At 34.0% G+C, this 21,750-nt stretch carries 31 protein-coding genes; 13 read left to right on the forward strand and 18 right to left on the reverse strand.

The features are described from left to right. The first annotated feature begins 6 nt into the window (after nucleotides 1–6). The 10 genes from IR213_RS08705 (at nucleotide 7) to IR213_RS08745 (ending at nucleotide 6,525) form a co-directional block, all read left to right on the forward strand. Entirely contained in the window at nucleotides 7–1,353 is a 1,347-nt protein-coding gene (locus tag IR213_RS08705; protein WP_194311920.1) for a DEAD/DEAH box helicase, read from the forward strand. A gap of 176 nt (nucleotides 1,354–1,529) precedes the next feature. Further along, nucleotides 1,530–1,715 (forward strand): hypothetical protein, encoded by a 186-nt coding sequence (locus tag IR213_RS16305; RefSeq protein WP_228479136.1) that lies wholly within the window; start codon nucleotides 1,530–1,532, stop codon nucleotides 1,713–1,715. After that, on the forward strand, nucleotides 1,684–2,490 hold the full coding sequence (locus tag IR213_RS08710; protein ID WP_228479137.1) for an NAD(P)-dependent alcohol dehydrogenase: 807 nt from the start codon (nucleotides 1,684–1,686) through the stop codon (nucleotides 2,488–2,490). The genes IR213_RS16305 and IR213_RS08710 overlap by 32 nt, the downstream gene beginning before the upstream one ends. Nucleotides 2,491–2,550: 60 nt before the next feature. Continuing rightward, the gene (locus IR213_RS08715) at nucleotides 2,551–3,138 is read left to right on the forward strand and encodes a DinB family protein (protein WP_194311921.1); all 588 of its coding nucleotides are present in this window, start codon (nucleotides 2,551–2,553) and stop codon (nucleotides 3,136–3,138) included. Between the two features lie 198 nt (nucleotides 3,139–3,336). Further along, nucleotides 3,337–4,056 carry a CPBP family intramembrane glutamic endopeptidase gene (locus IR213_RS08720; protein WP_194311922.1) on the forward strand — a complete coding sequence of 240 codons (720 nt, stop codon included), beginning with the start codon at nucleotides 3,337–3,339 and terminating at the stop codon, nucleotides 4,054–4,056. A gap of 4 nt (nucleotides 4,057–4,060) precedes the next feature. Beyond that, the gene (locus IR213_RS08725) at nucleotides 4,061–4,261 is read left to right on the forward strand and encodes a DinB family protein (protein WP_194311923.1); all 201 of its coding nucleotides are present in this window, start codon (nucleotides 4,061–4,063) and stop codon (nucleotides 4,259–4,261) included. After that, nucleotides 4,258–4,866, forward strand: a complete 609-nt coding sequence (locus IR213_RS08730) for a GNAT family N-acetyltransferase (protein WP_194311924.1) — start codon at nucleotides 4,258–4,260, stop codon at nucleotides 4,864–4,866. The genes IR213_RS08725 and IR213_RS08730 overlap by 4 nt, the downstream gene beginning before the upstream one ends. 197 nt (nucleotides 4,867–5,063) lie before the next feature. Then, nucleotides 5,064–5,411, forward strand: coding sequence for a nuclear transport factor 2 family protein (locus IR213_RS08735; RefSeq protein WP_194311925.1), 348 nt, complete (start codon nucleotides 5,064–5,066; stop codon nucleotides 5,409–5,411). A gap of 128 nt (nucleotides 5,412–5,539) precedes the next feature. After that, the gene (locus tag IR213_RS08740; RefSeq protein ID WP_194311926.1) at nucleotides 5,540–6,010 is read left to right on the forward strand and encodes a DinB family protein; all 471 of its coding nucleotides are present in this window, start codon (nucleotides 5,540–5,542) and stop codon (nucleotides 6,008–6,010) included. A gap of 281 nt (nucleotides 6,011–6,291) precedes the next feature. Further along, nucleotides 6,292–6,525, forward strand: a complete 234-nt coding sequence (locus IR213_RS08745) for a carbon-nitrogen hydrolase family protein (protein ID WP_194311927.1) — start codon at nucleotides 6,292–6,294, stop codon at nucleotides 6,523–6,525. An 80-nt stretch (nucleotides 6,526–6,605) separates the two neighbouring features. On the opposite strand, the gene IR213_RS08750 is transcribed toward IR213_RS08745, so the two are convergent. The 11 genes from IR213_RS08750 to IR213_RS08800 all read right to left on the reverse strand — a co-directional run bounded on the left by IR213_RS08750 (nucleotide 6,606) and on the right by IR213_RS08800 (nucleotide 14,554). Further along, nucleotides 6,606–7,118, reverse strand: coding sequence for a GNAT family N-acetyltransferase (locus IR213_RS08750; protein ID WP_194311928.1), 513 nt, complete (start codon nucleotides 7,116–7,118; stop codon nucleotides 6,606–6,608). Between the two features lie 54 nt (nucleotides 7,119–7,172). After that, complete coding sequence (locus IR213_RS08755; RefSeq protein WP_228479138.1) at nucleotides 7,173–7,550, reverse strand: nuclear transport factor 2 family protein; 378 nt, start codon at nucleotides 7,548–7,550, stop codon at nucleotides 7,173–7,175. Between the two features lie 23 nt (nucleotides 7,551–7,573). Continuing rightward, nucleotides 7,574–8,869: a DUF4386 family protein gene (locus IR213_RS08760; RefSeq protein WP_194311929.1), complete on the reverse strand. Its 1,296-nt coding sequence runs from the start codon at nucleotides 8,867–8,869 to the stop codon at nucleotides 7,574–7,576. 135 nt (nucleotides 8,870–9,004) lie between these two features. After that, on the reverse strand, nucleotides 9,005–9,445 hold the full coding sequence (locus IR213_RS08765; protein WP_194311930.1) for a hypothetical protein: 441 nt from the start codon (nucleotides 9,443–9,445) through the stop codon (nucleotides 9,005–9,007). A gap of 112 nt (nucleotides 9,446–9,557) precedes the next feature. Further along, a complete protein-coding gene (locus IR213_RS08770) occupies nucleotides 9,558–9,743 on the reverse strand; it encodes a cyclic nucleotide-binding domain-containing protein (RefSeq protein WP_194311931.1) in 186 nt (61 codons plus the stop codon). After that, nucleotides 9,743–9,973: an FMN-binding negative transcriptional regulator gene (locus tag IR213_RS08775; protein ID WP_194311932.1), complete on the reverse strand. Its 231-nt coding sequence runs from the start codon at nucleotides 9,971–9,973 to the stop codon at nucleotides 9,743–9,745. The genes IR213_RS08770 and IR213_RS08775 overlap by 1 nt, the downstream gene beginning before the upstream one ends. A 2-nt stretch (nucleotides 9,974–9,975) precedes the next feature. Next, nucleotides 9,976–10,791 carry an alpha/beta fold hydrolase gene (locus IR213_RS08780; RefSeq protein ID WP_228479139.1) on the reverse strand — a complete coding sequence of 272 codons (816 nt, stop codon included), beginning with the start codon at nucleotides 10,789–10,791 and terminating at the stop codon, nucleotides 9,976–9,978. Nucleotides 10,792–10,857: 66 nt separating this feature from the next. Beyond that, on the reverse strand, nucleotides 10,858–11,709 hold the full coding sequence (locus IR213_RS08785; RefSeq protein ID WP_194311933.1) for a bifunctional helix-turn-helix domain-containing protein/methylated-DNA--[protein]-cysteine S-methyltransferase: 852 nt from the start codon (nucleotides 11,707–11,709) through the stop codon (nucleotides 10,858–10,860). A 244-nt stretch (nucleotides 11,710–11,953) separates the two neighbouring features. Beyond that, complete coding sequence (locus IR213_RS08790) at nucleotides 11,954–12,721, reverse strand: LytR/AlgR family response regulator transcription factor (protein WP_194311934.1); 768 nt, start codon at nucleotides 12,719–12,721, stop codon at nucleotides 11,954–11,956. Further along, a complete protein-coding gene (locus IR213_RS08795; protein ID WP_194311935.1) occupies nucleotides 12,718–13,740 on the reverse strand; it encodes a sensor histidine kinase in 1,023 nt (340 codons plus the stop codon). Before IR213_RS08795 ends, IR213_RS08790 begins: the two co-directional genes overlap by 4 nt. A 67-nt stretch (nucleotides 13,741–13,807) precedes the next feature. After that, the gene (locus tag IR213_RS08800; protein WP_194311936.1) at nucleotides 13,808–14,554 is read right to left on the reverse strand and encodes a hypothetical protein; all 747 of its coding nucleotides are present in this window, start codon (nucleotides 14,552–14,554) and stop codon (nucleotides 13,808–13,810) included. Between the two features lie 245 nt (nucleotides 14,555–14,799). Here IR213_RS08800 and IR213_RS08805 point away from each other — a divergent pair, with 245 nt between their 5' ends. Beyond that, nucleotides 14,800–15,768 carry an NAD(P)-dependent alcohol dehydrogenase gene (locus tag IR213_RS08805; RefSeq protein ID WP_194311937.1) on the forward strand — a complete coding sequence of 323 codons (969 nt, stop codon included), beginning with the start codon at nucleotides 14,800–14,802 and terminating at the stop codon, nucleotides 15,766–15,768. Nucleotides 15,769–15,779: 11 nt separating this feature from the next. Here the strand turns inward: IR213_RS08805 and IR213_RS08810 are convergent, their stop codons facing one another. The 7 genes from IR213_RS08810 to IR213_RS08840 form a co-directional block, all read right to left on the reverse strand. Beyond that, nucleotides 15,780–16,358 carry a Crp/Fnr family transcriptional regulator gene (locus IR213_RS08810; RefSeq protein WP_194311938.1) on the reverse strand — a complete coding sequence of 193 codons (579 nt, stop codon included), beginning with the start codon at nucleotides 16,356–16,358 and terminating at the stop codon, nucleotides 15,780–15,782. Nucleotides 16,359–16,383: 25 nt separating this feature from the next. Further along, nucleotides 16,384–16,962 carry a PhnA domain-containing protein gene (locus IR213_RS08815; protein WP_194311949.1) on the reverse strand — a complete coding sequence of 193 codons (579 nt, stop codon included), beginning with the start codon at nucleotides 16,960–16,962 and terminating at the stop codon, nucleotides 16,384–16,386. A 62-nt stretch (nucleotides 16,963–17,024) separates the two neighbouring features. Next, complete coding sequence (gene coaD / locus IR213_RS08820; protein WP_194311939.1) at nucleotides 17,025–17,483, reverse strand: pantetheine-phosphate adenylyltransferase; 459 nt, start codon at nucleotides 17,481–17,483, stop codon at nucleotides 17,025–17,027. 129 nt (nucleotides 17,484–17,612) lie between these two features. Then, nucleotides 17,613–18,062, reverse strand: coding sequence for a TMEM175 family protein (locus IR213_RS08825; protein ID WP_228479141.1), 450 nt, complete (start codon nucleotides 18,060–18,062; stop codon nucleotides 17,613–17,615). A gap of 13 nt (nucleotides 18,063–18,075) precedes the next feature. Then, nucleotides 18,076–18,417, reverse strand: coding sequence for a DUF5615 family PIN-like protein (locus IR213_RS08830; protein ID WP_194311940.1), 342 nt, complete (start codon nucleotides 18,415–18,417; stop codon nucleotides 18,076–18,078). Next, nucleotides 18,414–18,638, reverse strand: a complete 225-nt coding sequence (locus IR213_RS08835) for a DUF433 domain-containing protein (RefSeq protein ID WP_194311941.1) — start codon at nucleotides 18,636–18,638, stop codon at nucleotides 18,414–18,416. The genes IR213_RS08830 and IR213_RS08835 overlap by 4 nt, the downstream gene beginning before the upstream one ends. A gap of 36 nt (nucleotides 18,639–18,674) precedes the next feature. After that, complete coding sequence (locus IR213_RS08840; RefSeq protein WP_194311942.1) at nucleotides 18,675–19,649, reverse strand: D-alanine--D-alanine ligase; 975 nt, start codon at nucleotides 19,647–19,649, stop codon at nucleotides 18,675–18,677. A 119-nt stretch (nucleotides 19,650–19,768) separates the two neighbouring features. Between IR213_RS08840 and IR213_RS08845 the strand changes: the two genes are divergently transcribed. Beyond that, nucleotides 19,769–20,395: a PASTA domain-containing protein gene (locus tag IR213_RS08845; RefSeq protein WP_194311943.1), complete on the forward strand. Its 627-nt coding sequence runs from the start codon at nucleotides 19,769–19,771 to the stop codon at nucleotides 20,393–20,395. Beyond that, nucleotides 20,385–21,428 carry an RluA family pseudouridine synthase gene (locus tag IR213_RS08850; RefSeq protein WP_194311944.1) on the forward strand — a complete coding sequence of 348 codons (1,044 nt, stop codon included), beginning with the start codon at nucleotides 20,385–20,387 and terminating at the stop codon, nucleotides 21,426–21,428. Before IR213_RS08845 ends, IR213_RS08850 begins: the two co-directional genes overlap by 11 nt. The last annotated feature ends 322 nt before the right edge of the window (nucleotides 21,429–21,750 follow it).

The following is a 21,750-nucleotide window of genomic DNA, read 5'->3' on the forward strand; positions in this document are numbered from 1 at the left end:
TGCAAAATGAATAAAAAGCACCATTCTAATAATTTACTCCTCAATTTAGGTATCGAAAGCCTAAACGAAATGCAGGTTGCCGCCCAGGAAACCATTTTGAGCGACAATAATATTTTACTGCTTTCGCCTACAGGTTCCGGGAAAACACTAGCTTTTCTGTTGCCCATTTTCGAAATGTTGAGACCCGAAATTCTATCTGTCCAATGTTTGATTCTGGTTCCTTCGCGTGAATTAGGCTTGCAAATCGAGCAAGTCTGGAAAAAAATGGGAACTGATTATAAAGTAAATGTTTGCTACGGCGGACATTCCATTGATACCGAAATTAAAAATTTAAGCAATCCGCCAGCCGTTTTAATTGGAACTCCTGGACGAATTGCAGATCACATGGACAGAGGCACTTTTCGATTGGACAAAATTGAAACCTTGATTCTGGACGAATTTGATAAATCTTTGCAATTGGGTTTTCACGAACAAATGTCATTCATCATTGGGAAATTATCTAAACTGAACAAACGGGTTTTGGTTTCGGCAACTTCTGATATCGAAATTCCAAAATATACCCGAGTTGTAAATCCTACGATTTTGGATTTTATTCCGAGTGAAGTAGAAGCCACCAATCTTGCTATGAAAATGGTGGTTTCGAAAGAAAAAGACAAAATAGGCAGTTTGTTCAACTTGATTTGCTCGTTGAAATCACAATCGGCATTGGTGTTTTGCAACCATCGAGATGCTGCAGAACGCATTAGCGACACTTTGAACGAAAAAGGAATTTATGCCACCTATTATCACGGTGGAATGGATCAAGACGAGCGGGAACGCGCTTTAATCCAGTTCAGAAACGGAAGTGTTAGTTATTTAATCACAACGGATTTGGCTGCACGTGGACTCGATATTCCCGAAATGAAACACGTTATTCATTATCATTTACCATCTAAGGAAGACGAATTTACACATAGAAACGGAAGAACGGCTCGAATGTTGGCATCCGGAACGGCTTATATTATCGCTCACGAAAGCGAAAAAAAGCTGGATTATATCGATTATGGAATGCCCGTTCTGAAAGTGGAAAACAGCACAACTTTGCCAAAACCTCCCGAATTTCAAACCATCTACATCAGTGGTGGAAAGAAAAATAAATTGAACAAAATAGATGTTGTGGGTTTCTTTTCCCAAAAAGGAAAACTCGAAAAAGGCGATTTGGGATTAATTGAAGTGAAGGATTTTATTTCATTCGCCGCCGTAAAATTCAACAAAGTAAAAGACTTGCTTCACAATATCAAGGACGAAAAAATGAAAGGCAAGAAATTCAAAATCGAAGTGGCCAGAAAAGTGATTAAGAAGGAGGAAGAGTAGATTTTAGTTCAATTTTTAAATAAAAAAGACTTGCAAAATTTAATTTGTAAGTCTTTTTTTGGTTAATAAGGCATTCAAAAAGAACTATTTTCATTTCTTAACTCAAGTCAATGATTTTAAAATAAGATAGAAATACTTTTGCAACCGCAATAAACCTAATAAAAATTATAGTCAAGATGAAATCAATAGTTTATAAAGAATATGGTTCTCCCGAAGTACTTCAATTGAAAGAAATTGAAAAGCCAATTCCAAAGCAAAATGAAATTCTGATTAAAATTAAAGCTACAGCCGTTAATTCGGGTGATGTGCGACTTCGAAAAGCAGATCCTTTTGCCGTTCGATTATTTTTTTGGACTTTTTAAACCAAAAACAAGCATACTTGGTAGTGTTTTTTCGGGTGAAATAGAAAGTATAGGTTCAAGCGTGCAACGTTTTAAAGTTGGCGATCAAGTTTTTGGTCATACGGATATGAGTTTTGGTACTTATGCCAACTATAAATGTTTTCCGGAAAATGGTTCTATAGCATTAAAACCTAAAACTATTTCGCATCAAGAAGCAGCAGTAATTCCATTTGGAGGAACAACTGCTTTGCATTTTTTGAAAAAAACTTCTATTCAAAAAGGTCAAAAAGTGCTTGTTTTTGGCGCTTCAGGAGCAGTTGGAACGGCTGCTGTTCAACTGGCTAAACATTTTGGAGCAAATGTAACAGGAGTTTGTAGTACTGCTAATGTTGATTTAGTGAAATCATTAGGAGCAGACAAGGTGATTGATTATACCAAAGAAGATTTTACTAAAAACGGACAAACGTATGATGTGATTTTTGATTCGGTAAATAAAATGCCGGTTTCAGATAGTTTACAGTCATTAAAAATTTACGGAACATTGATTTTAAGTGCCGCAGGATTTTCAGAAATGGCACAAGGTACTTGGGTATCTATAACCAGTAGCAAGAAAATAAAAGTGATAGCAGGTATGATTAATCATACTGCGGACGACATCAATTTTCTTAAAACGCTAATTGAATTAGGTGAACTTAAACCAATAATTGATAAAACGTATTCATTGGAGCAAATGGTAGAAGCGCATACTTATGTAGAAAAAGGACATAAAAAAGGGAATGTGGTTATTTCATTGTAGTCATTTTAAAATAGTAATTCAACTAAAAAATGTGAGGATGATTTATAAAAAATAAAAATTATGACGGACAGAAATTCAAATTTTAGAATAATCGAAAAACCTAAAAAAGAAGAATATCCAGAATACTCGGAAATGTATATGGAACTTTTAAAAGACGATGGAATGATTCTTCAAAATATGAGGGAAAACTTCGTAAAAATCAAAAAATTCATATACAATTTACCAGAAGAAAAACTGTATTACAGGTATGACGAGGGAAAATGGACCATTAAAGAAATTTTGGTTCATATAATAGACGATGAGCGAATATTTGCTTACAGAGCTTTGCGATACGGTAGAAATGACAATACGCCTTTGCACGGTTTTGAAGAGAATGATTACGCAAAATATTCATATGCCAATGAAAGAAGTTTGGATAGTATTTTTGAGGAATATGAATCTGTTAGAGACGCCACATTGTCTTTGTTCCAGAACCTTCCCGAAGATGCTTTTATGAGAAGTGGTGGTGGCATTGATAATGATGGTAGTATTATAAATAGTAGAACGGTAAGAGCATTGGCGTATCATCTTGCGGGACACGAGTTAAGACATATTAAAATAATAAAAGAGCGCTACTTGAATGTATCAACCAAGGAGAGCATCATTTAAATAAATCTATAAATCTATTTCATAAAATAGTAAACTTTGTTACGGTCGAAAAAATAAATAAATATGGCACTACGTTTTTTTTTAACTCCCGAAAAACAAATCCGAAGCATCTGGTGGGTGGTTCTGTTTTTCCTGATTCTGGCTTCTTTCTTATTTTCGTTAATTATTTTGGCGGATCGTTTTTCATTTGAAATAACAATGACACATCAAGTCATTTTGATTTCAGTTGTTTCTATAATTTGTCAAATGTTAAGGCGTAAATCAGTAAGTGACTTGGTTGGAAAATTTAATTCAACTTGGCTTAAAGAACTTTGTATTGGACTACTGATTGGTGCTTTACTAATGATTTTACCTGTTTCTATTTTGACAATTTTTGGTTTTATACATTGGCAGCTAAATGTTTTTTCTTTTTCAACTATTCTTTTTGGTTTTTCAATATTTCTTTTAGCAGCAATAGCTGAAGAGTTGCTGTTTAGAGGTTTTATGTTTCAACGATTAATTAAGGCATTTGGTGAGTGGCCAGCGCAATTCGTTCTTGCGGGACTCTTTTTACTAACGCATGTCAACAACCCAGGAATGACCGGTACAGTAAAAATATTGGCTTCAATTAATATATTTATTGCTTCCATTATGTTTGGGATTGCCTATATAAAAACTAAAAGTTTAGCGATGTCTTTAGGGCTACATTTTATGGCAAATTATATGCAAGGGACAATTCTTGGCTTTGGTGTTAGTGGCAGCAAAGAGCCTAGTTTATTTAAACCGGTATTTGATAATGCACCAGTGTGGCTTAGCGGAGGCGATTTTGGGATAGAAGCGAGTGCTCTGGGTTTGTGTTTTGTTATTTTGATTACTGTTTTGCTTTACATTTGGCCACCATCGTATTTAGGCCGCCAAATAACAACGAATATAAATTGATAGGATGAAGGAATCAATAAAACGACTTGAATTTTTATGTAAAACAGTACCCTCTTTATTAGAAAACATAGAAGAGGAAATATTTTCATATAAACCAGAAATAGAGAAATGGAGCAAGAAGCAAATCCTAGGGCATTTGATTGACAGCGAATGGGAATCAGCAAGACAAAAAATTAGTAATCAAATAAATGATAAAGCCTTATGAAGGACAATTGGATTAATCACCCTATAGTATTAAAAGGAGATAAAATAGAGCTCCTACCTTTAGAAAAAGAACATTTGGAAGATTTATTTCGTGCGGCATCCAATAAAGAAATATGGGAACTAACATCTGTAGACTACTCAGTTGAAGAAATATTTTATCCTAATTTCAACAACGCAATAAATGACAGAGAAAAAGGAACAGTGTATCCCTTCGTTATTGTTCACAAAGATTCCAACAAAATTATTGGAACTACCAGATTTCTTGAAATATATCCGAATGACAAAAAAATAGAAATTGGTGTTACTTGGATTATGAAAGAATATTGGGGGACAACTGTAAACCTAGAATGCAAATTACTATTGCTCAATTATTGTTTCGAAAATTTAAAAACCAATAGAGTTCAATTTAGAGCAAAAGAGAACAATGCACGTTCAAGAAAAGCAATTCAAAAAATTGGCGGAATATTTGAAGGGGTTTTAAGAAAAGATAAAATCGAACCAAATGGAATTCCGAGAAATACCGCTTTTTATAGTATTTTGGATAGTGAATGGGAAGATGTAAAACAAAGTATTAAAACCCAAATAGAGATAAAAGCCAACCGCTAAGCGCTGTTTTGAAATAGGACAGGTTTAGGCTTAATTTAAAGTTGATTTAATACTTGTGAATTGAGTGATTAACTGAAGGTTTAGACTTTCTTAATCGTACAAAATACAAAACCAAAATTTTTATCGAAAACATCCCCGCTTGTTCAGAGTGATACAAATTACGTAAATAGTAAATTCATAAATTAAAAAAACATAAAATGACAATAGAACAAATTGTAGAGAAACAGATGCGTGCTTATGAAGAGAGAGATATTGATAGTATGATGGCTGTTTTTAGTAAAGAAATTAAAGTTGTTGACTTTTCAAACAATAAAACAATTATTGAAGGTATAAACGATTGTCGAAAAATGTACGCTGAACTTTTCTTGAATTCACCTAATCTTCGAGCTGAAATAGTAAAGACTATTACTTTTGATAATAAAGTTATTGTGCAGGAATATATTCATGGACGTAATGGGAGTGTTGAAAAAATCGAGCAAGTAGTTATTTTTGAAATAAATGACGAAAAAATAAGCAGGATAAATATGATGAAAAAATACACGTAAACTGTTTTTTAAATGGATAAAAAAGGACAAAGAAAAAGTACTTCTTGTATCGATGAGGTAGTGGTCATTGTAACGCACGACACCGAAACAACAAAATCAAAATTACAATAAACAGATAAAATCGGAATATGACACAAAACGAAATAATAATTCTAAACTTTGAAGAAATCAGAAGAAGAAGTATAAAACTTTGGACAGGAATTACACCAGAAAATTATTTTTGGCGACCAGACATTAATGCAATGAATTGTCTTGAAATGATAAGACACATTTTAGAAGGCGAACACTTATTTCATATGATAGTGAATAAGAGAGGAAATTTAGGCGACTATGTTTCACCTTGGACAAACAGACCATATACTGATTTACAGGCAGAACTTAACTTTGCAGAACCTTTTAGAATGGCTTTTTTAGAAACAATAAAAGAATTCAGTCCAAACGACTTTTCAACAATTCAAATTATTCGTTCAGAAAAAGGACAACGCAGACGACTTGGAGATTATTTACAACGAATTGCATATCACGAAGCAGTTCATACAGGACAAATGCTTTCATATTTGCGGACACTTGGACTTGAAAGACCTCAAATATGGGACTAGCAAACGGACAAAAAAAAACGAACCACTAACCGTCGTTTGTCAATATATCGGGTTTAGAGCTTAATTTAAAGATGGTTTTGTACTTGTAAAATTAGTCATTAACCGAAAGCCTAGACTTACTTAATCCGCCACATCACCAAACGGCAAACTGTCTAAAAACCTAAATTAAAGCTCTGAGGATTCCATATTTGAGATTTTTCAATGACAGGAGTCCGAATACAAAACGTAAAAACGAAGGTTATTAGACAGACTGACGTTAGTGGCAATTTAAAACGACAGAGATGAAAATAACAGTAGCACAAACAAGACCAATTAAGGGAGATATTACTGCAAATATTGAGACTCATAATAAAATGATCAACCTTGCGGTTTCTCATAAGGCTGATGCAATATTTTTTCACGAACTTTCTTTAAAAAGTTATGAACCTGAGCTTTCAAAAGAGTTAGCAACAAATCAAGACGACACAAAGTTAGACTGCTTCCAAGAAATTAGTAATATTGACGCGGAGCACTGAACTTTCGGCTACACAAAACTGTCTGCGGAGCACGAAACCCGCTTATTGCAAATGCGCTGTAGCGCTAGGTATTTTTTTCTTTAGTCTTTTAAATTTATATCTTGTCTTAATTCGTATTCTATTTCATTGTCTTCCAAATCTGCAATTTTAATAAAGTTAAGTTTCTCAATAAGTTTTATTGCTTTCTCGTTTTGTTTAGTTGTTTTTGCCCAAATGCGTTTTAATCCAATATTATTTAGTCCAAATTCAATTGCTAATAACAGTGCAAAAGTCATATATCCTTGTCCACAGTATTTAGGCAATAAAACGCAACCAAGTTCCCCTTCTCCTTTGTCAAGCCCGCGATAATAACCGCAAGTCCCTACAATTTTATTCGATAATTTGTCTACAATTCCCCAGTGTATTGAATTGCCTTCAATGTAGTCCGCATTTATTTTGGCTTGCATTTCAATTGCTTGTTTCAATGTTATCGCTTGAATAGAGTCGTAATATGAAATTTCAATAAGATCATTAATGTCGGAAAATTGAATTTGTCGCAATGATATTATTTCGTCAGAAATACTTGGAAATTTGCTGTATGGAGGAAGTCTCATTTTGCTTGTTGTAGTGTTTGTCAATGTTAGCGGTTCGTTGTTCTATCGTGTCGGTTATTGAATTTGAAATCCACTTCCTGCAACTACTTTCCACGAATTGTCAAATAATTTCCATACTCTTAAATATCTAAATTTTCCGTCAACAATTTGGTCTGCATATTTTGCCTTTAGATGAAGTGTCACCGCAACAGTAGAAATATTGTTAATAGATTTAATTATTTGATCCGTTGCTACTATTTCGGAAACAGTCATAATACCGGATTGATAATTCTCAATGTCCATAGACTTTGTAATAGTATGTCCAGTTGGAATATTAAAAATTAAATCGTCGTACAGTAGTTCATCGAGAACTTTGATGTTGCCAGCTTTCATTGCCTCTAAAAGTCTAATTTCACATTCTATTATTTGCTCGTCTTGTGTCATGTTTCTCATAGTAATGAATTTGAAATTGTGTTTTAGTTCTTTCTAACGACAATAAACCTTTCTGGCATAGTAGATATATCATAAGATTCAATCATCTTGAAGTTACCTTTCAATATATTATTTTCAAGCTCTTTTGATGAATAGAAATTGATCTTAGGCATTATTTTGAGCTTGTTTACGAGGGTAAAGAAATAAAATAAAATTGTTTTTTTCTGCTTTGCATAAATTGTCGAAGAAATAAAAATTCCATTAGGCTTAAGTAATTCATTTATACGTTTCATAAAAATGGCTTTATCCTCAAGGTAATGTAAAATATTAAAGGCCATGATTACATCAAACGAAGCAATTTGAATATTTTCATCGAAGAGCGTTGCTCTAGAGAACGTCACATTGTTTAAATTTTGTTCAATTTTACGATTATTTGCAATCTCAATCATCTGAGAAGAAATATCTATACCATGAATGGAATTTACGTTTTTAGCGATTTCGGCTGATATAATTCCAGAACCACAAGCAAAGTCCATAACATGATCGTTTGGCTGTAGGTGTTTTTGTAAACTATCGAGAATTTTTAATGTCTTATCATTAGGTTTTTGAGAAGGATTAGTGGTTCTTTTTGCGACTCGATTCCAAAACTGTTCAGATTTATCTATTGTATTCGGGTTGCCTATTGCAATTACTTTACCACCTTTAACTAGCAACCAAACAGCTAGGCCAATTTCTGCTAATGCCATGGGAAACCCAAAGATCCTATTTAATATATCTATAAGATTTGTTAAGTGAGGCAAAAAGGTTTTTAATAAATGAATGACAACATAAGTTGGGCCAACCATAAGCATTAGCAACCATAAAAATGCAGGGATTGATTCGTGTCCTTTCATTAGTATGCCAACTAAAAGCAAATGAAAACCAAAAAAAATCAATCCGATTGACCAATAACGTTGAAATAAATCATAGTTTTTAATGTAAACTGCTGTGTTCAATTCGTTCCTATTTTGGAATAAATAAAAAATGGCAATACAAAATAGTATAGAATAAATAATTCGTAAAAAACCTGCCCAAAGAGCTAATTTGTTGTTGTCATTTTTAAAGTATTTATATAGCGTTATAGCAACAACAAAATCGAGTAGCATTATCATTATAATTCCCAACATCATAAAATTGTAGAGATGAGAACTTACGTTACTTTGGTTTAATTGCAGGTTATTAAAATTATATAATTTCGGAATGGCGTATCCAAAAACATAGCCGGCTAATAGGGCCATTAACAATAATGAGTAGCCAGTAGTTTGGGCATATTTTCTGGTTTTATCACTTGTATTTTCCATAGTTTTTAAATCTTAAACAAAATTAGAACATCCAAGCTTTATATCTCGTTGACTTAAGATAAGAAATAGACTAATGCACCGAGGTTGTTATTCTTACTATTAACTATAAGTTTGATTTTTATTTTAAATGGGAGTCTATCTATTATAAATTTTACTGGATATAAACCCCCAAACAATAGACATGATCAAATATAATCCAAATTCAAATAGTATTAAATTCAGTCCTTTCCCATTGACATCTTGTTCAGCTGCATTTGCAAATGCAACTACCATTCTAGGGACTAATAGTACAATAATAGCCGTTTTAATTGCTCCAAAATTACCGTTATTGGGTTTGTAAATATTAGAGAAAAAATAAGTAGAGATAAAGCCCAATAATAACATTGAGGTTAGTGCTAATGGCACGTTGATTTCGGAAGCAGTAATAAAATTAAATTCTTTATATTGTCTCTCAAACCATTTGGCGTGCCAAAATGCTCCAATTGAAACTGCCACCAAGGTGTACATAGTCCATGTTAATCCAAATTGTTTTTTAGTGGACCATGTCGAGGTTTCTTTAATTTTATTTTTGTTCATAACTCTATTATTAATTTATTGGAAACAAAATTAAATCAACCAAATAGAACTATTCATTGACTTTAGTTAAGAAATGCAATTGAATTTTGTAGTTGTTGCTTTTTGGATTTCACTAAATTTTTTTACGGATTCTACGGAGCAATTCTGGTGTAACGCCAATATAACTTGCAATTTGATATTGAGGTATCCGCTGTACTAAATTGGGTCTAGTTGCTATTAAATTTTGGTATCGAACTATGGGTGTATTTATAGTAAAAGCTTCTAATTTGGTTTGTTGACCTAGAAATACATTTGTCATTAATTTTCTTGTGAGGGTTTCAGGATTTGGGTGTTTTTTATATTAATTTTTACCCTTTTCGCTATCCCCATTAAAACCGAACAATCTGTGTAGTATTCAAAATAATGCATAGATGATGTTCCAATTGGATATGTTTCTCCAATACTTATTAAAGTACCGAATCCGTTTTCTTTAATAAATTGTTTGATAATCGATCGATCTGTTATTTTAAATATTTCGGGTCTGTACATATTTATAACTTCGATATTTCATTGATGATTTCGATCAATTTATCAGGCATACTAAAAAATGGCGAGTGGCTCGAAGCAATTTTATATACTTTCAAGCAAGGCATTTCCGCTAGCATTTTTTCTTGCAACCAAGGTGTTATTGCTCTATCTTCGGTACATTCAATATAATATCGTGGCACACTTCCATAATTTTCTTCTGTAAGTTTCAATTTTGCTTTTGCAGACTCTGTTGATTCGGGTAACAAAATAATGTTAGCCATTTGCGTAATGTCATCGGGGCAATCGTGGTATAATCCTTCTTTATAAATTTCAGGTAAAAGCATAGAAGAAATAGTGCCATTGTAAGTAATGTGACCACCGAGAACTTCTTTTTCATCTAGTGCAAAATAGTCCTTGGCACATTTTCCATTAGCAACAAGTACCGCTGCTAAATAGATTAATTTTTCGATTTTCTTTGGTCGTAATTCTGCTAATTGTGAATTGAATATTCCGTTTTTGCTATGAGCCACTAGTATTACTTTTCCGGGAATACTATCAATAAGTTTGCACAATTGTTGAATTGTTGAATCAAATCGTACATTTTCTATTGGCGTTTTATCTCTTCCCATTCCTGGCAAATCAATGGAGTAAACAGTATGTCCTTGCTTTTCGAGTAAGGGCGTTACTTTGTACCAATTCCAAGCACTATGCCAAGAACCGTGAATGAGAATAAATGTTTTCTTTTCATTTTTGTTTTGAGCATTCATTTGAAATGGGTTAAAAAATAGTGTAACAATTAGCAAACTTAGGGATGCTATTATGGCGTTCTTTAGTCTCATTTTTTTTGACTTTATTATTAGATGCAAAAATCAAACTATTCGTGTAGCCATAAAACCCGAAACTTGCTAAATAACTTCGGAATGTGTTTTTATTCCTTCCCAACCAATAATGGCCGTTTTTCTAGTATTGCCCCACATATACCCGCCCAATATTCCTGTAGATTGAATTACTCGATGACAAGGGATTAAGAAAGCAACAGGATTGCTGCCAATTGCTGTTCCTACTGCTCTTGAAGCATTTGGTTTTTCGATTTTAGCGGCAATAGCACCATAGGTTGTCAGTTGCCCCAAAGGAATTTTCAAAAGGGTTTGCCAAACTTTTAGTTGAAAATCGGTTCCTTTTAAGTGCAGTTTTATTTGATTTAATTTTGTCCAATCGTGAGTGAAAATATAAAGGGCATTTTGCTGAATTAAATCTACCATTTGTCTGAAATGGGCATTTGGAAAATGGTTTTGCATTGTTGAAAATGCCAAAGTTTCATTATCGGCAAATGCCATATAGCAAATTCCTTTGTCGGTAGGTGCTACTATAATATGTCCAAAAGGGCTCTCCGCAAAACTATAATTTATACCTAAATTTTTCCCACCATTTTTGTATTCGGCGGGTGTCATTCCTTCTATATTTATAAACAAATCGTGCAATCGCCCTGTACCTGAAAGTCCTGTTTCGTAGGCTGTGTCAAAAAGCGTTGCTTGATTATCTTTTAATAAAGTTTTGGCATATTCTACGGTGGTATATTGCAAAAATTTTTTTGGACTTGTGCCAGCCCATTCACTAAAAAGCCGCTGGAAATGAAAGGGACTTAAATGAACTTTCTCAGCAACTTCATCCAGATTGGGCTGCTTTTTAAAGTTTGCTTTTATATAATCAATTGCTTCTGCAATTCTATTATAATTAATATTTTCTTGTTCAGTCATTTTCGTGAAATTTTATAATACAAAGGTCGAAAGAAATTAGTCGTTATAAAATCCGATACTTGCTACTATTAATAGTACATCAAAATACATTTTAATAACCGCGTAAGGATCTGCATAAAATAGTAACGGGTTTCAAAGCAAATTGTTTTCTATTAGTCTGAAACCACAAAAGTAGCACTGTCTTTTGCAACCCACAAACCCTGCTAATACTTCTATACAATTATACAATGCTATACAATCGCTCTTATTTTTCTATCCACTCACGAAAAGCAGCAGTATTACTTTGGCTCGTTTTCAGGAGGCTTGCACAACCTTTTATTTTGACAGCCAAGATGTTTTTACTGTAGCGTTCCATTTTTTCTATGTGTTGTTTGCTGATGAGTTCACTTCGGTTTATCCTAAAAAAATCCGAAGGATCTACTTGTTCTTCAATTTCTTTTAAAGTTACTTCGTTTAATAAATGTTTTTTTCCCATGGTATCAAAGGCAAAAATAACACCTTCATTGGCGCCAAAAAATGTAATATTTTCTATAGCTACAAAAAAGAATTCTCCACGGGTATGAACGGTAAAACGTTTTTTGTAAGATTGTTTTATGAAGTTTTCTTCAAGGAGTTTTGACAGTTTGGTTAGCTGTATGTTTTTGTCAGAGGATGAATTTCTGAAAAGCAGGAATTTGTCCCAGGCTTGCTGAAAACGTTCCTTCGAAAATGGTTTTAACAAATAGGCTATTCCATTGGTTTCAAAAGCATCCATCCAAAACTGGTCATAAGCTGTTGTAAAAATAATTGGACAGGAAATTGAAACTTCTCTGTAAATTTCAAAAGCATTGCCGTCCAGCAATTCAATGTCAGAGAAAATTAAATCTACCGATGTATTTTTTAAAAATGCAACTGCCGATACTACATTATCAATTTCGGCAACCACTTTGGTTGTACTATCTAGCTCTTCAAGAAATCTTTTCAGCTTTTTTCTTGCTGGTATTTCGTCTTCTATAATGAGGATTTTTATCATTTTGTTCGAATTATTGGAATGATTACACAAAATTCATTATCCGATTTTTGAATTACAATTGGGTCGTGAGTTAGTAATTTATATTGCTCCTTGATGTTTTGCAAAGCGTGCCCGGATGTTGGCTTTGAACTCCGCTTTGGAATAAAATTATTCGTTATACAAATGGTATCCGTTGCCTCTATTTTTATATGGATAGGGTTATCCGTTGATCCAAAATTATGCTGAACCGCATTTTCGATAAGTAGTTGAAGCGTTAAGGGTACAATATAGCCACTTCCTGAACTTTCAATTTTAAGTTGATAAGATTTGCCATATTTGTGTTGTATCAATTTGAAGTATTGGGTAGCAAAAGCCAATTCTTCGTGCATAGGAACAAGCTTTTTATCTGTTGCTTGCAAAACATACCGGTAAATGTCGGCGAACTCATTCAAAAATTCTGATGCTTTGTGTTTGTCTTCTTCAATCAGTTGGTCTAAAACATTCAGATTATTGAACAAAAAATGTGGGTTAAGTTGTGCTTTAAGTTGATTAATTCTGCTTTCAGAAAGGGCTTGATGATAGTTTGTTAATTGCTGTTGATGGATTTTATTTTTGTTGTGATAATAATAAGCTATGAAAAAACTGCCATATACAAAACCGTTCAAAAAGAAGGTAAACGTTGTGTAAGTAAAGGTTTCTATATTAAAATTCCGTTCAAATTTATTAAATATAAGGGCGATAGCTAATCCGATTAATTGCATAACCAGGGGATGCGTAATAAGCGATGCACCGAATATCTTTAGCATTTCTTTAGTGCTAAAAACATTTGATTTTTGCCATATTTTAATAAAGTAAAGCGTTATGATAAACAGCACTCCTGCCTCAAATAATGAAAACAATGCTGCATCTGGAGTAAATGTATAGGCATTAACTACCTCTCGTACGGATATGCGGCTATAAACAGACTGCACATAAGCAAAAAGCATAATGAACAGGACGAAGTATCGGTTTTGATATATTTTATAGAGCCAAATTTTCATTATAAATAGAATAGATTAATGTACAAAAATAGCCCTATTTTTGATAAGGCTATTTTCTTAAAAATTATTATTTTATTTTTTCAGGAAACGAAGCAATAGTATTGCCTTTGTCATCAAAAAAGTCAAGTTTTGCATTATTTTGCTTGTCTACATAAAACATAGCTCTAGGCATTCCTTTGTTATCAAAAAGAAATAAACCATTATTTTCACTTCGTGATTTTCCTAACATAACACGAGGAGCACCTCCTACCAATCCTTGAGCTTCATACATTTTGTATTTTTCATCAGCAGCTTTAGGATCTTTTTTGCTAAGTTCATCCAGCTCTTTCATGATTTTTGCTGTTTTACTTTGCGACTCTTTAGAGGGTCTATCGTTAAACATCAAACCGCTGCTTACGAATCTATTGTCTCCTTCTTTTTCATCTTGAGTAAGTAGCTGCATTACTTGATCTCCATCGTATTGGTCAAAGGTTAATGATAGTCCAGAGTTATGACCATTTGCTTTTTTTTGTCCATCATAAATAAATCCACCGCATTCTATACCGTCTTCATTGAAAAACAACATACCTGAGCGTTTTTTTCTGTCCTCATTAGTTGGTTTTCCGTTAATCATAGCTTTCCCATTTGGAAATTTATCAACGTTTGTAATGATCATTTTTACCGTACCGTCTTTTTCCACGATATTGATTCTTTCTACATCAATCTCGCTAAATTTTTGATTGCCATTCTTTTTAAAAGCTGAAGAGGCAACAAACACAATTCCAATAGCAGTAGCAACTGCAAAAGTTCTTAAAAACACTAATTCTTTGTTCATTTCTTAAATTATTTTAGTTAAACATAGCGCAAAACTATTCTAAGTGTTTTTTCTATTCAAACACAAAACAACGAGTTAAGGAATAAATCAATTAAACTAAGGAAATTTTGAGATGAGCTTAGTAATATTCTTTTGTGGTTGTTTTCTTTAACCTTAATCTCATTTCTTAACCAAAGTCAATGGTTATGTGTTTTTGAAAACAGAATTTTGCATTCTAAATTTATTCAATTAATTCCAGATAATAAATGAAAGCAAGCGTAAGTAAAAAGTATGGGACACCCGAAGTATTCGAAATGGAAGATGTTACAAAACCTGTCCCAAAACATAATGAAGTCTTGGTTCGGGTTTACGCCACTACTGTTACGGGATCGGACCTTATGATGAGAAAGGGCAAACCTTATGTGGATCGGATTTATCTGGGGTTACGTAAACCCAAAACAACAATATTCGGATTTGACTTTGCGGGTAAAGTGGTGGAATTAGGAAAAAATGTTACTTCATTCACAGTGGGTGATAAAGTTTTTGGTGGAACGACTACTCTCGGGTGTTATGCAGAATATACTTGTGTTAATATGGATGATGTAATAACGACTATGCCTGAAAATATAAGTTATCAGTCCGCAGCACCCCTTAGTGGAAGTGGAATTACGGTGATGAATTTCTTAAAAGGTCTAGCTAAACTAAAGACAGGAGATAAGGTGTTAATTAATGGTGCTTCTGGAAGCCTTGGGACTTATGCAGTTCAAATTGCAAAGTATTTTGGTGCTGAAGTAACTGGAGTTTGTAGCACTACAAATATGAAAATGGTTAAAGAGTTAGGCGCTGATTTTGTGATTGATTATACAAATGAAGATTTCACAAAGAATGGCAAACACTATGATGTTATTTTTGATACTGTAGGCAAAATTACTTTTTCTTCTTGTGAAAATTCGCTCACCGAAAATGGCATCTATCTTTCCTCTGTTATAAGTTTCCCGCTTTTGTTGCAAATAATGAAAACATCTTTAATTGGTGATAAGAAAGTAAAGACCTCATCAACTGGTATTCTACCCGTTAAAGAACGTTTAGACTATTTATTGGAACTAAAAGAGTTACTAAAAACGGAAACTATTAAAACTGTAATTGATAATTCCTATCCCTTGTCGCAAATGGGTGAAGCTCATCAATATGTCGAAAAGGGGCACAAGAAAGGCAATATTATTATTAATATATGACCTGAAAAAAGTTAGCGTTTAGCAATTATTCTTTTTCTAATTCTGCTCAAAGATTCTGGTTTAACACCTATGTAACTTGCTATTTGATACTGCGGGATTGTTTTAAATAATTCAGGTCTTGAATTAAAAAGTTTAATGTATCGCTGTTCTGGAGAGTCAGTGGTGTAGGAAGCCATTATTTCCTGCTGTTCTACAAAATTTTTTTCCATTACTTTTCTGGCGACGGTTTCAAGTTTTGGAAAGCGACCGTATAAATCCTCTTCTTTTTCTCTGTTACCAACTACCAGAAAACAGTCTGTAGAACAAGCCATATAATGATTTGATGGAAGGTTATTACTAAAACTGTTTAAAGAAATCACCCATTGTTCTTCGGTAAAAAAATTAGCCGTTCTTTCCTCTCCATCCACAATATAATATTGTCGAACACAGCCTTCTAAAACAAAATAAGCCTCTGTTGAAATTTGTCCTTCTTTTAGTAAAATATCCCCTTTTTTATAGTGCTTAATTACCATAGTTGCCGAAATAGCATCGGCTTCTTCTTTTGTAATAGGCATTATTCTTGAAAAATAGTTTAAGGGTTTGTTTTCCATTACAATCTTATAAATTGTTTTCTAGCTATACTTTCTTTACGTATTGTGTGATAATCACGATGGTTTGCCCATCAACTCTTCCTTCAATATATTCGGCATTTTCGTGGTCAAGTCTGATGTTACGTACAGCAGTTCCTTGTTTGGCAACCATGCTCGAACCTTTTACTTTTAAATCCTTTATCAAAACTACTGAGTCGCCAGTGGCAAGAATTACTCCATTTACATCACGGTGAATCACTTTGTTTTCGTCTTCTTCGCCTTCGCCAGTGGCTTGAGCCCAATCTAAAGTATCTTCATCTAAATACATCATATCCAGCAATTCTTTTGGCCAACCTGCTGCACGCATTCTGCTCAACATTCTCCAGGCAACCACTTGCACAGCGGTATGTTCGCTCCACATGCTGTCATTTAAGCATCTCCAATGGTTTAAATCTACATTTGCAGGATTCTCAATTTGGTCAATACAAGTACTGCAAGCCAGAATGTTTTCGTCCAGACCGCCCTTTTTTGTTGGTAAAACGGTATATACTTTTAGGTTTTCGGTTGCTGTGCAAAGTTCGCATTGAGATCCGCTACGTTTATTTAATGTTCTTTCCATTTCTATTATTGTCATTTTTTTGCGAAAGTAATGCTAAATAAAGCCTTATTCCAAATTTATGGGGAATACTATTTTTTTACACGTACGGATTCAGGAACCAATAATTCATATTCACCGCCGTTACGAAGCACGTCTCTCACAATGCTGGAACTGATAAAAGATGTTTTTGCAGCAGTCAATAAAAATACGGTTTCAATTTTTGATAATCGTCTGTTGGTGTGTGCAATTGCTTTTTCGAATTCAAAATCTGCTGGATTTCGAAGTCCACGCAGGATAAAATTGGCTTTGATTTTATGACACAAATCAATCGTTAATCCTTCATAAACAATGATGAAAACCTTTGGTTCGTTTTTGAATGTTTCTTCGATAAAACGTTTTCTTTCTTCAAGTGAAAACATATATTTTTTATCGGCATTGACGCCAATGGCAATTACAATTTCGTCAAATAAGGGAATTCCTCTTTTGATAATATCTTCGTGACCTAAAGTTATTGGATCAAAAGATCCTGGAAAAATAGCTTTTCTCATTTTAATTATTATTTATTTGTTTTTCAATTCTCCTATCCGGAATAATCCACATTAGAGCAACTGTAAAGTATAGAAATCCGGAAATCCAAGGCGAAATAAACGCCAGTGGAACTGCTGAAATATAACATGCTAAAGATATTTTTCCTTTTTTATTTTTTCAACAGCTTTGTATAAGACAGAATTCTTGCCTTCGAGTTTAATGATTTTATTTTGAAGCAAAGTATAAGAAATAGCGCACATCAGCAAAATAAATCCATAAACACTCATTGGAACAGCAGCAAAATGTTGAGAGCCAATCCAACTGGTGCTAAAAGGAATCAAGGACAACCAAAAAAGTAAAAAAAGATTGCTCCATAAAATAGAACCATTGACTTTTTTGACTACTTGGAACATATGATGATGGTTATTCCAATAGATACCCACATAAGCAAAACTCAAAACATAACTCAAAATAACTGGAATTAACGGCTTCAGAGATTCGAAAGTGTTGTCTTCCGGCACTTTTATTTCCAAAATCATTATGGTGATGATAATGGCTAATACACCATCGCTAAAGGCTTCGAGTCTGCTTTTGTTCATGTTTTAAAACTATTTATTTGATTTCTAAACAGGCAATTTCAGAATACGCTACAGAATTAACAAAATCTTTAATAATAGAGTGTCTGGAGTTTATAATATTGGCAATAAAATCAGTTTTTGTATTGCCGAAACGCAACCAAATTATTTTAGGTGGGAAACCCTTGAAATTTGATAAATCATAAAAATCTCCATCAAAAGTTACGATTGTATATTCGTTTTCCTTCGCAAATTTCCAAATTTCTATATCGGAATAATTTTCAATTCCGAGTTGTCTAACTTGTTTTGCATCAGGAAAGTTGAGCTTTATTTTAGATATTATTCTAAAAGAAATATTTTGGTCAAAAAGCAATTTCACGATGCAATTTGAATTTTATGTTCCCTATCTGCTGCATAAGAAAGACAAGCTTTGATTTGATTTTCGTTAAGCTCTGGGAAATCTTCAATAATTTCATTTATAGTCATTCCATTGGCTAGCCAATTTAAAACGTCAAAAACAGTGATTCTGGTACCGATTATGATTGGTTTGCCAAATCGTATTTCGGGATTTATTGCGATATATTGTTTATAATCAATCATAATGATGGTTTTTTACAAAGTTAACGAAATAATTAGTTATTCAGGCAAAGCCAATTCTATGGCATTGCTAAACAAATCCTCCAATGAAATTCCGGCGACCTTGGCTTGTTGCGGAATCAAACTTTCGGTGGTGAGACCCGGAATGGTGTTCATTTCGAGCATATAAGGTTCGCCGTCCACAAAGATGAATTCGCTTCTGGAAAAGCCTTTCATTTTCAGGACTTCGTAAGCGCGTTTTGCTACTTCACTTACTCTTTTTGTCATTTCGTCCGAGATTCTGGCGGGTGTAATTTCTTGGGATTTTCCCTGATATTTGGCTTCATAATCGAAGAAATCATTTTCTGAAACAATTTCGGTTATTGGCAAGACGATTACTTTACCTTGATAATTGATAACTCCAACAGAAACTTCGGTTCCGTCAAGAAAGCTTTCGATGATGATTTCGCTGTCTTCTTTATAAGCGACTTCGATGGCGATTGGCAGTTCGTTCGCAGTTTTTACTTTGGAAATTCCAAAACTGGAACCCGATTTATTTGGTTTTACAAAACACGGCAAACCAACAGCTTTTACAATTTCGGCAGTATCGATATGATCGCCTTTGTTTAAATAGTAAGAAGTAGCGGTTTTGATTCCGTAAGGTTTCAGAACCGAAAGCAAATCACGTTTGTTGAAAGTCAATGCGGATTGATAATAATCGCAAGAAGTTTGCGGCATTCCAATTAATTCAAAATAAGCTTGCATTAAACCGTCTTCGCCGGGAGTTCCGTGAATGGCGTTGAAAACACAGTCGAAAGTGATTTTAGTTCCGTTTACTGTTGTTGAAAAATCATTCTTATCGATAGGGAATTCAGCGTCTTTGTCATCGACATAAACCCATTTTTCTTTGAAAATATGGATTCGAAATCCGTTGAATTTGGTTTTGTCAAGGAATTGATAGACGACGTTTCCGCTGATTAAGGAGATTTTATATTCGCTTGAATATCCGCCCATAATGATGGCAATGTTTTTCATTTTATTGGTTTAATCGGTTAATCGTTTAACCGATTAACCGATTAAACGTTTTCAAAACAAAATTAGAATTTTTTTTCGAACGAAATAGCTTTATCTTTGTCACTTATAAAAATAAATTTATGAGTTTAAAAAAATATCTTACCAGTCGCGTATTTTTAGGTCAAGCTATAGCTGCTCTCGCTATACTTGCCGTTTTGAGTTATTTGTTTATGCATTGGTTGACTTTCACCACGGATCACGGTCACGAAATCACGGTGCCTAATTTAGCCAAGTTGACTGAGCAACAAGTTGAAGACAAACTGGACGAGTTGGATTTAGATTATGTTCTTTTGGATAGCGTGGATTATAATAGTGATTATCCAAAGTTTTCTGTTGTGGAGCAAGATCCTTTGCCTGGAGCCAAAGTAAAAGTGGGCAGAAAAGTATATATAAAAATTAATGCTTCGGGATTTTCATCCGTGCGAATTCCTGATTTAATTGAAAAAACCTATCGTGAAGCGGTACCAACATTAAAATCATTGGGACTTGAGGAAGGAACCATAACTTATATCCCAAATCTTGGAAAAGATATGGTGCTCGAAATGCGTTTCAAGGGAAGAAACCTGAAAGTGGGCGACCGAGTTTTAAAGGCTTCTAAAATTGATTTGGTGCTGGGCGACGGCAAGGAAAGTTATGTAGAAGAAGTGGACACTACAGCCACAACAACACCATCACCAACAGAAGCAACACCTAAGAATGCACAATAATATTGACACTACCGAAGATTTAGAGGACGAATTATACGAACATTATAGATTTGACATTCCCAAAGGGCAATTGCTGCTGAGAATCGACAAATACTTGATGAATATGATTCCGAATGCGACTCGAAATAAAATTCAGAATGCGGCAACTGCCGGCGATATTTATGTGAATGACCTTCCCGTAAAATCGAATTATAAAGTAAAACCCTTTGATGTGGTGCGCATTATGTTGTCGCATCCACCATTTGAAAATAGGGTAGATCCTGAAAATATTCCGCTTGACATTGTTTATGAAGACGACGCACTTTTGCTGGTGAACAAACCACCTAATTTTGTGGTGCATCCCGGTCACGGTAATTATACGGGAACTTTAGTGAATGCTTTGGCATTTCATTTTGAGAATTTGCCAATGAACAGCAGTGAACGTCCAGGACTGGTTCATCGAATTGATAAAGATACATCGGGACTTCTTGTCATTGCTAAAACCGAAGCTGCAATGACGCATCTTGCCAAGCAATTTGAAGCAAAAACTTCCGAAAGAGAATATATCGCCTTGGTTTGGGGAAATGTAATTGCGGATGAAGGAACGATTGAAGGGAACATTGCACGACACGTTAAAGACCGAATGCAAATGGCGGTTTTTGCTGATCCCGAAATTGGGAAACCTGCCGTGACGCATTATAAAGTTTTGGAACGTTTTGGGTACGTGACTTTGGTTTCTTGTGTTCTTGAAACGGGAAGAACGCACCAGATTCGGGTGCATATGAAACACATTGGTCATCCTATTTTTAATGACGAGCGTTATGGCGGTCATTTGATTCTAAAAGGAACTACGTTTACGAAATACAAACAATTTATAGATAATTGTTTCAAGGCTTTGCCAAGACAAGCTTTGCATGCTAAAACACTTGGTTTTATTCATCCTACAACGGGAGAAATGATGCGTTTTGATACTGAATTGCCTCAGGATTTTCAGGATTGTATTGAGAAATGGAGAGGGTATTCGAAATCACATTTGGTTGAGGAAGAGGAATAAAGATTGGGCCGCAGATGATGCTGATTTTGGCGGATAATCCCGATAGCTATCTGGAGGATTTTTTGAATTTAAATTTGTGAAAATTCGTGAAATTTGTGGTTAAAAAGATAAAAACGAAAAGCCTCGATTGAGGTTTTTTTTATGGATTGTGTTTTGGGGCTGCTGAGGAGAGGAAATTTTGTAATTATTATTATTATTATTATTATTAACCCGTTGGGTGTAATTATTTGAAGTAAAAAATATTAATTAGATATTGCTCAAGACACTGAAATTCAGTATCTTGAAGTCGCAAAACAAACAATATCCATGTCAAATATAATAA

Origin of the sequence: Flavobacterium soyangense (assembly GCF_015277675.1) — a bacterium.
Classification (GTDB): domain Bacteria; phylum Bacteroidota; class Bacteroidia; order Flavobacteriales; family Flavobacteriaceae; genus Flavobacterium; species Flavobacterium soyangense.

What these genes read in the sequence shown, in the direction of transcription:
- IR213_RS08705 (WP_194311920.1), top strand. Translation starts at nt 7, where the DNA reads ATGAATAAAAAGCACCATTCTAATAATTTACTCCTCAATTTAGGTATC.
- IR213_RS16305 (WP_228479136.1), top strand. Translation starts at nt 1,530, where the DNA reads ATGAAATCAATAGTTTATAAAGAATATGGTTCTCCCGAAGTACTTCAA.
- IR213_RS08715 (WP_194311921.1), top strand. Translation starts at nt 2,551, where the DNA reads ATGACGGACAGAAATTCAAATTTTAGAATAATCGAAAAACCTAAAAAA.
- IR213_RS08720 (WP_194311922.1), top strand. Translation starts at nt 3,337, where the DNA reads ATGACACATCAAGTCATTTTGATTTCAGTTGTTTCTATAATTTGTCAA.
- IR213_RS08725 (WP_194311923.1), top strand. Translation starts at nt 4,061, where the DNA reads ATGAAGGAATCAATAAAACGACTTGAATTTTTATGTAAAACAGTACCC.
- IR213_RS08730 (WP_194311924.1), top strand. Translation starts at nt 4,258, where the DNA reads ATGAAGGACAATTGGATTAATCACCCTATAGTATTAAAAGGAGATAAA.
- IR213_RS08735 (WP_194311925.1), top strand. Translation starts at nt 5,064, where the DNA reads ATGACAATAGAACAAATTGTAGAGAAACAGATGCGTGCTTATGAAGAG.
- IR213_RS08740 (WP_194311926.1), top strand. Translation starts at nt 5,540, where the DNA reads ATGACACAAAACGAAATAATAATTCTAAACTTTGAAGAAATCAGAAGA.
- IR213_RS08745 (WP_194311927.1), top strand. Translation starts at nt 6,292, where the DNA reads ATGAAAATAACAGTAGCACAAACAAGACCAATTAAGGGAGATATTACT.
- IR213_RS08750 (WP_194311928.1), bottom strand. Translation starts at nt 7,118, where the DNA reads ATGAGACTTCCTCCATACAGCAAATTTCCAAGTATTTCTGACGAAATA.
- IR213_RS08755 (WP_228479138.1), bottom strand. Translation starts at nt 7,550, where the DNA reads ATGAGAAACATGACACAAGACGAGCAAATAATAGAATGTGAAATTAGA.
- IR213_RS08760 (WP_194311929.1), bottom strand. Translation starts at nt 8,869, where the DNA reads ATGGAAAATACAAGTGATAAAACCAGAAAATATGCCCAAACTACTGGC.
- IR213_RS08765 (WP_194311930.1), bottom strand. Translation starts at nt 9,445, where the DNA reads ATGAACAAAAATAAAATTAAAGAAACCTCGACATGGTCCACTAAAAAA.
- IR213_RS08770 (WP_194311931.1), bottom strand. Translation starts at nt 9,743, where the DNA reads ATGACAAATGTATTTCTAGGTCAACAAACCAAATTAGAAGCTTTTACT.
- IR213_RS08775 (WP_194311932.1), bottom strand. Translation starts at nt 9,973, where the DNA reads ATGTACAGACCCGAAATATTTAAAATAACAGATCGATCGATTATCAAA.
- IR213_RS08780 (WP_228479139.1), bottom strand. Translation starts at nt 10,791, where the DNA reads ATGAGACTAAAGAACGCCATAATAGCATCCCTAAGTTTGCTAATTGTT.
- IR213_RS08785 (WP_194311933.1), bottom strand. Translation starts at nt 11,709, where the DNA reads ATGACTGAACAAGAAAATATTAATTATAATAGAATTGCAGAAGCAATT.
- IR213_RS08790 (WP_194311934.1), bottom strand. Translation starts at nt 12,721, where the DNA reads ATGATAAAAATCCTCATTATAGAAGACGAAATACCAGCAAGAAAAAAG.
- IR213_RS08795 (WP_194311935.1), bottom strand. Translation starts at nt 13,740, where the DNA reads ATGAAAATTTGGCTCTATAAAATATATCAAAACCGATACTTCGTCCTG.
- IR213_RS08800 (WP_194311936.1), bottom strand. Translation starts at nt 14,554, where the DNA reads ATGAACAAAGAATTAGTGTTTTTAAGAACTTTTGCAGTTGCTACTGCT.
- IR213_RS08805 (WP_194311937.1), top strand. Translation starts at nt 14,800, where the DNA reads ATGAAAGCAAGCGTAAGTAAAAAGTATGGGACACCCGAAGTATTCGAA.
- IR213_RS08810 (WP_194311938.1), bottom strand. Translation starts at nt 16,358, where the DNA reads ATGGAAAACAAACCCTTAAACTATTTTTCAAGAATAATGCCTATTACA.
- coaD (WP_194311939.1), bottom strand. Translation starts at nt 17,483, where the DNA reads ATGAGAAAAGCTATTTTTCCAGGATCTTTTGATCCAATAACTTTAGGT.
- IR213_RS08825 (WP_228479141.1), bottom strand. Translation starts at nt 18,062, where the DNA reads ATGAACAAAAGCAGACTCGAAGCCTTTAGCGATGGTGTATTAGCCATT.
- IR213_RS08835 (WP_194311941.1), bottom strand. Translation starts at nt 18,638, where the DNA reads ATGATTGATTATAAACAATATATCGCAATAAATCCCGAAATACGATTT.
- IR213_RS08840 (WP_194311942.1), bottom strand. Translation starts at nt 19,649, where the DNA reads ATGAAAAACATTGCCATCATTATGGGCGGATATTCAAGCGAATATAAA.
- IR213_RS08845 (WP_194311943.1), top strand. Translation starts at nt 19,769, where the DNA reads ATGAGTTTAAAAAAATATCTTACCAGTCGCGTATTTTTAGGTCAAGCT.
- IR213_RS08850 (WP_194311944.1), top strand. Translation starts at nt 20,385, where the DNA reads ATGCACAATAATATTGACACTACCGAAGATTTAGAGGACGAATTATAC.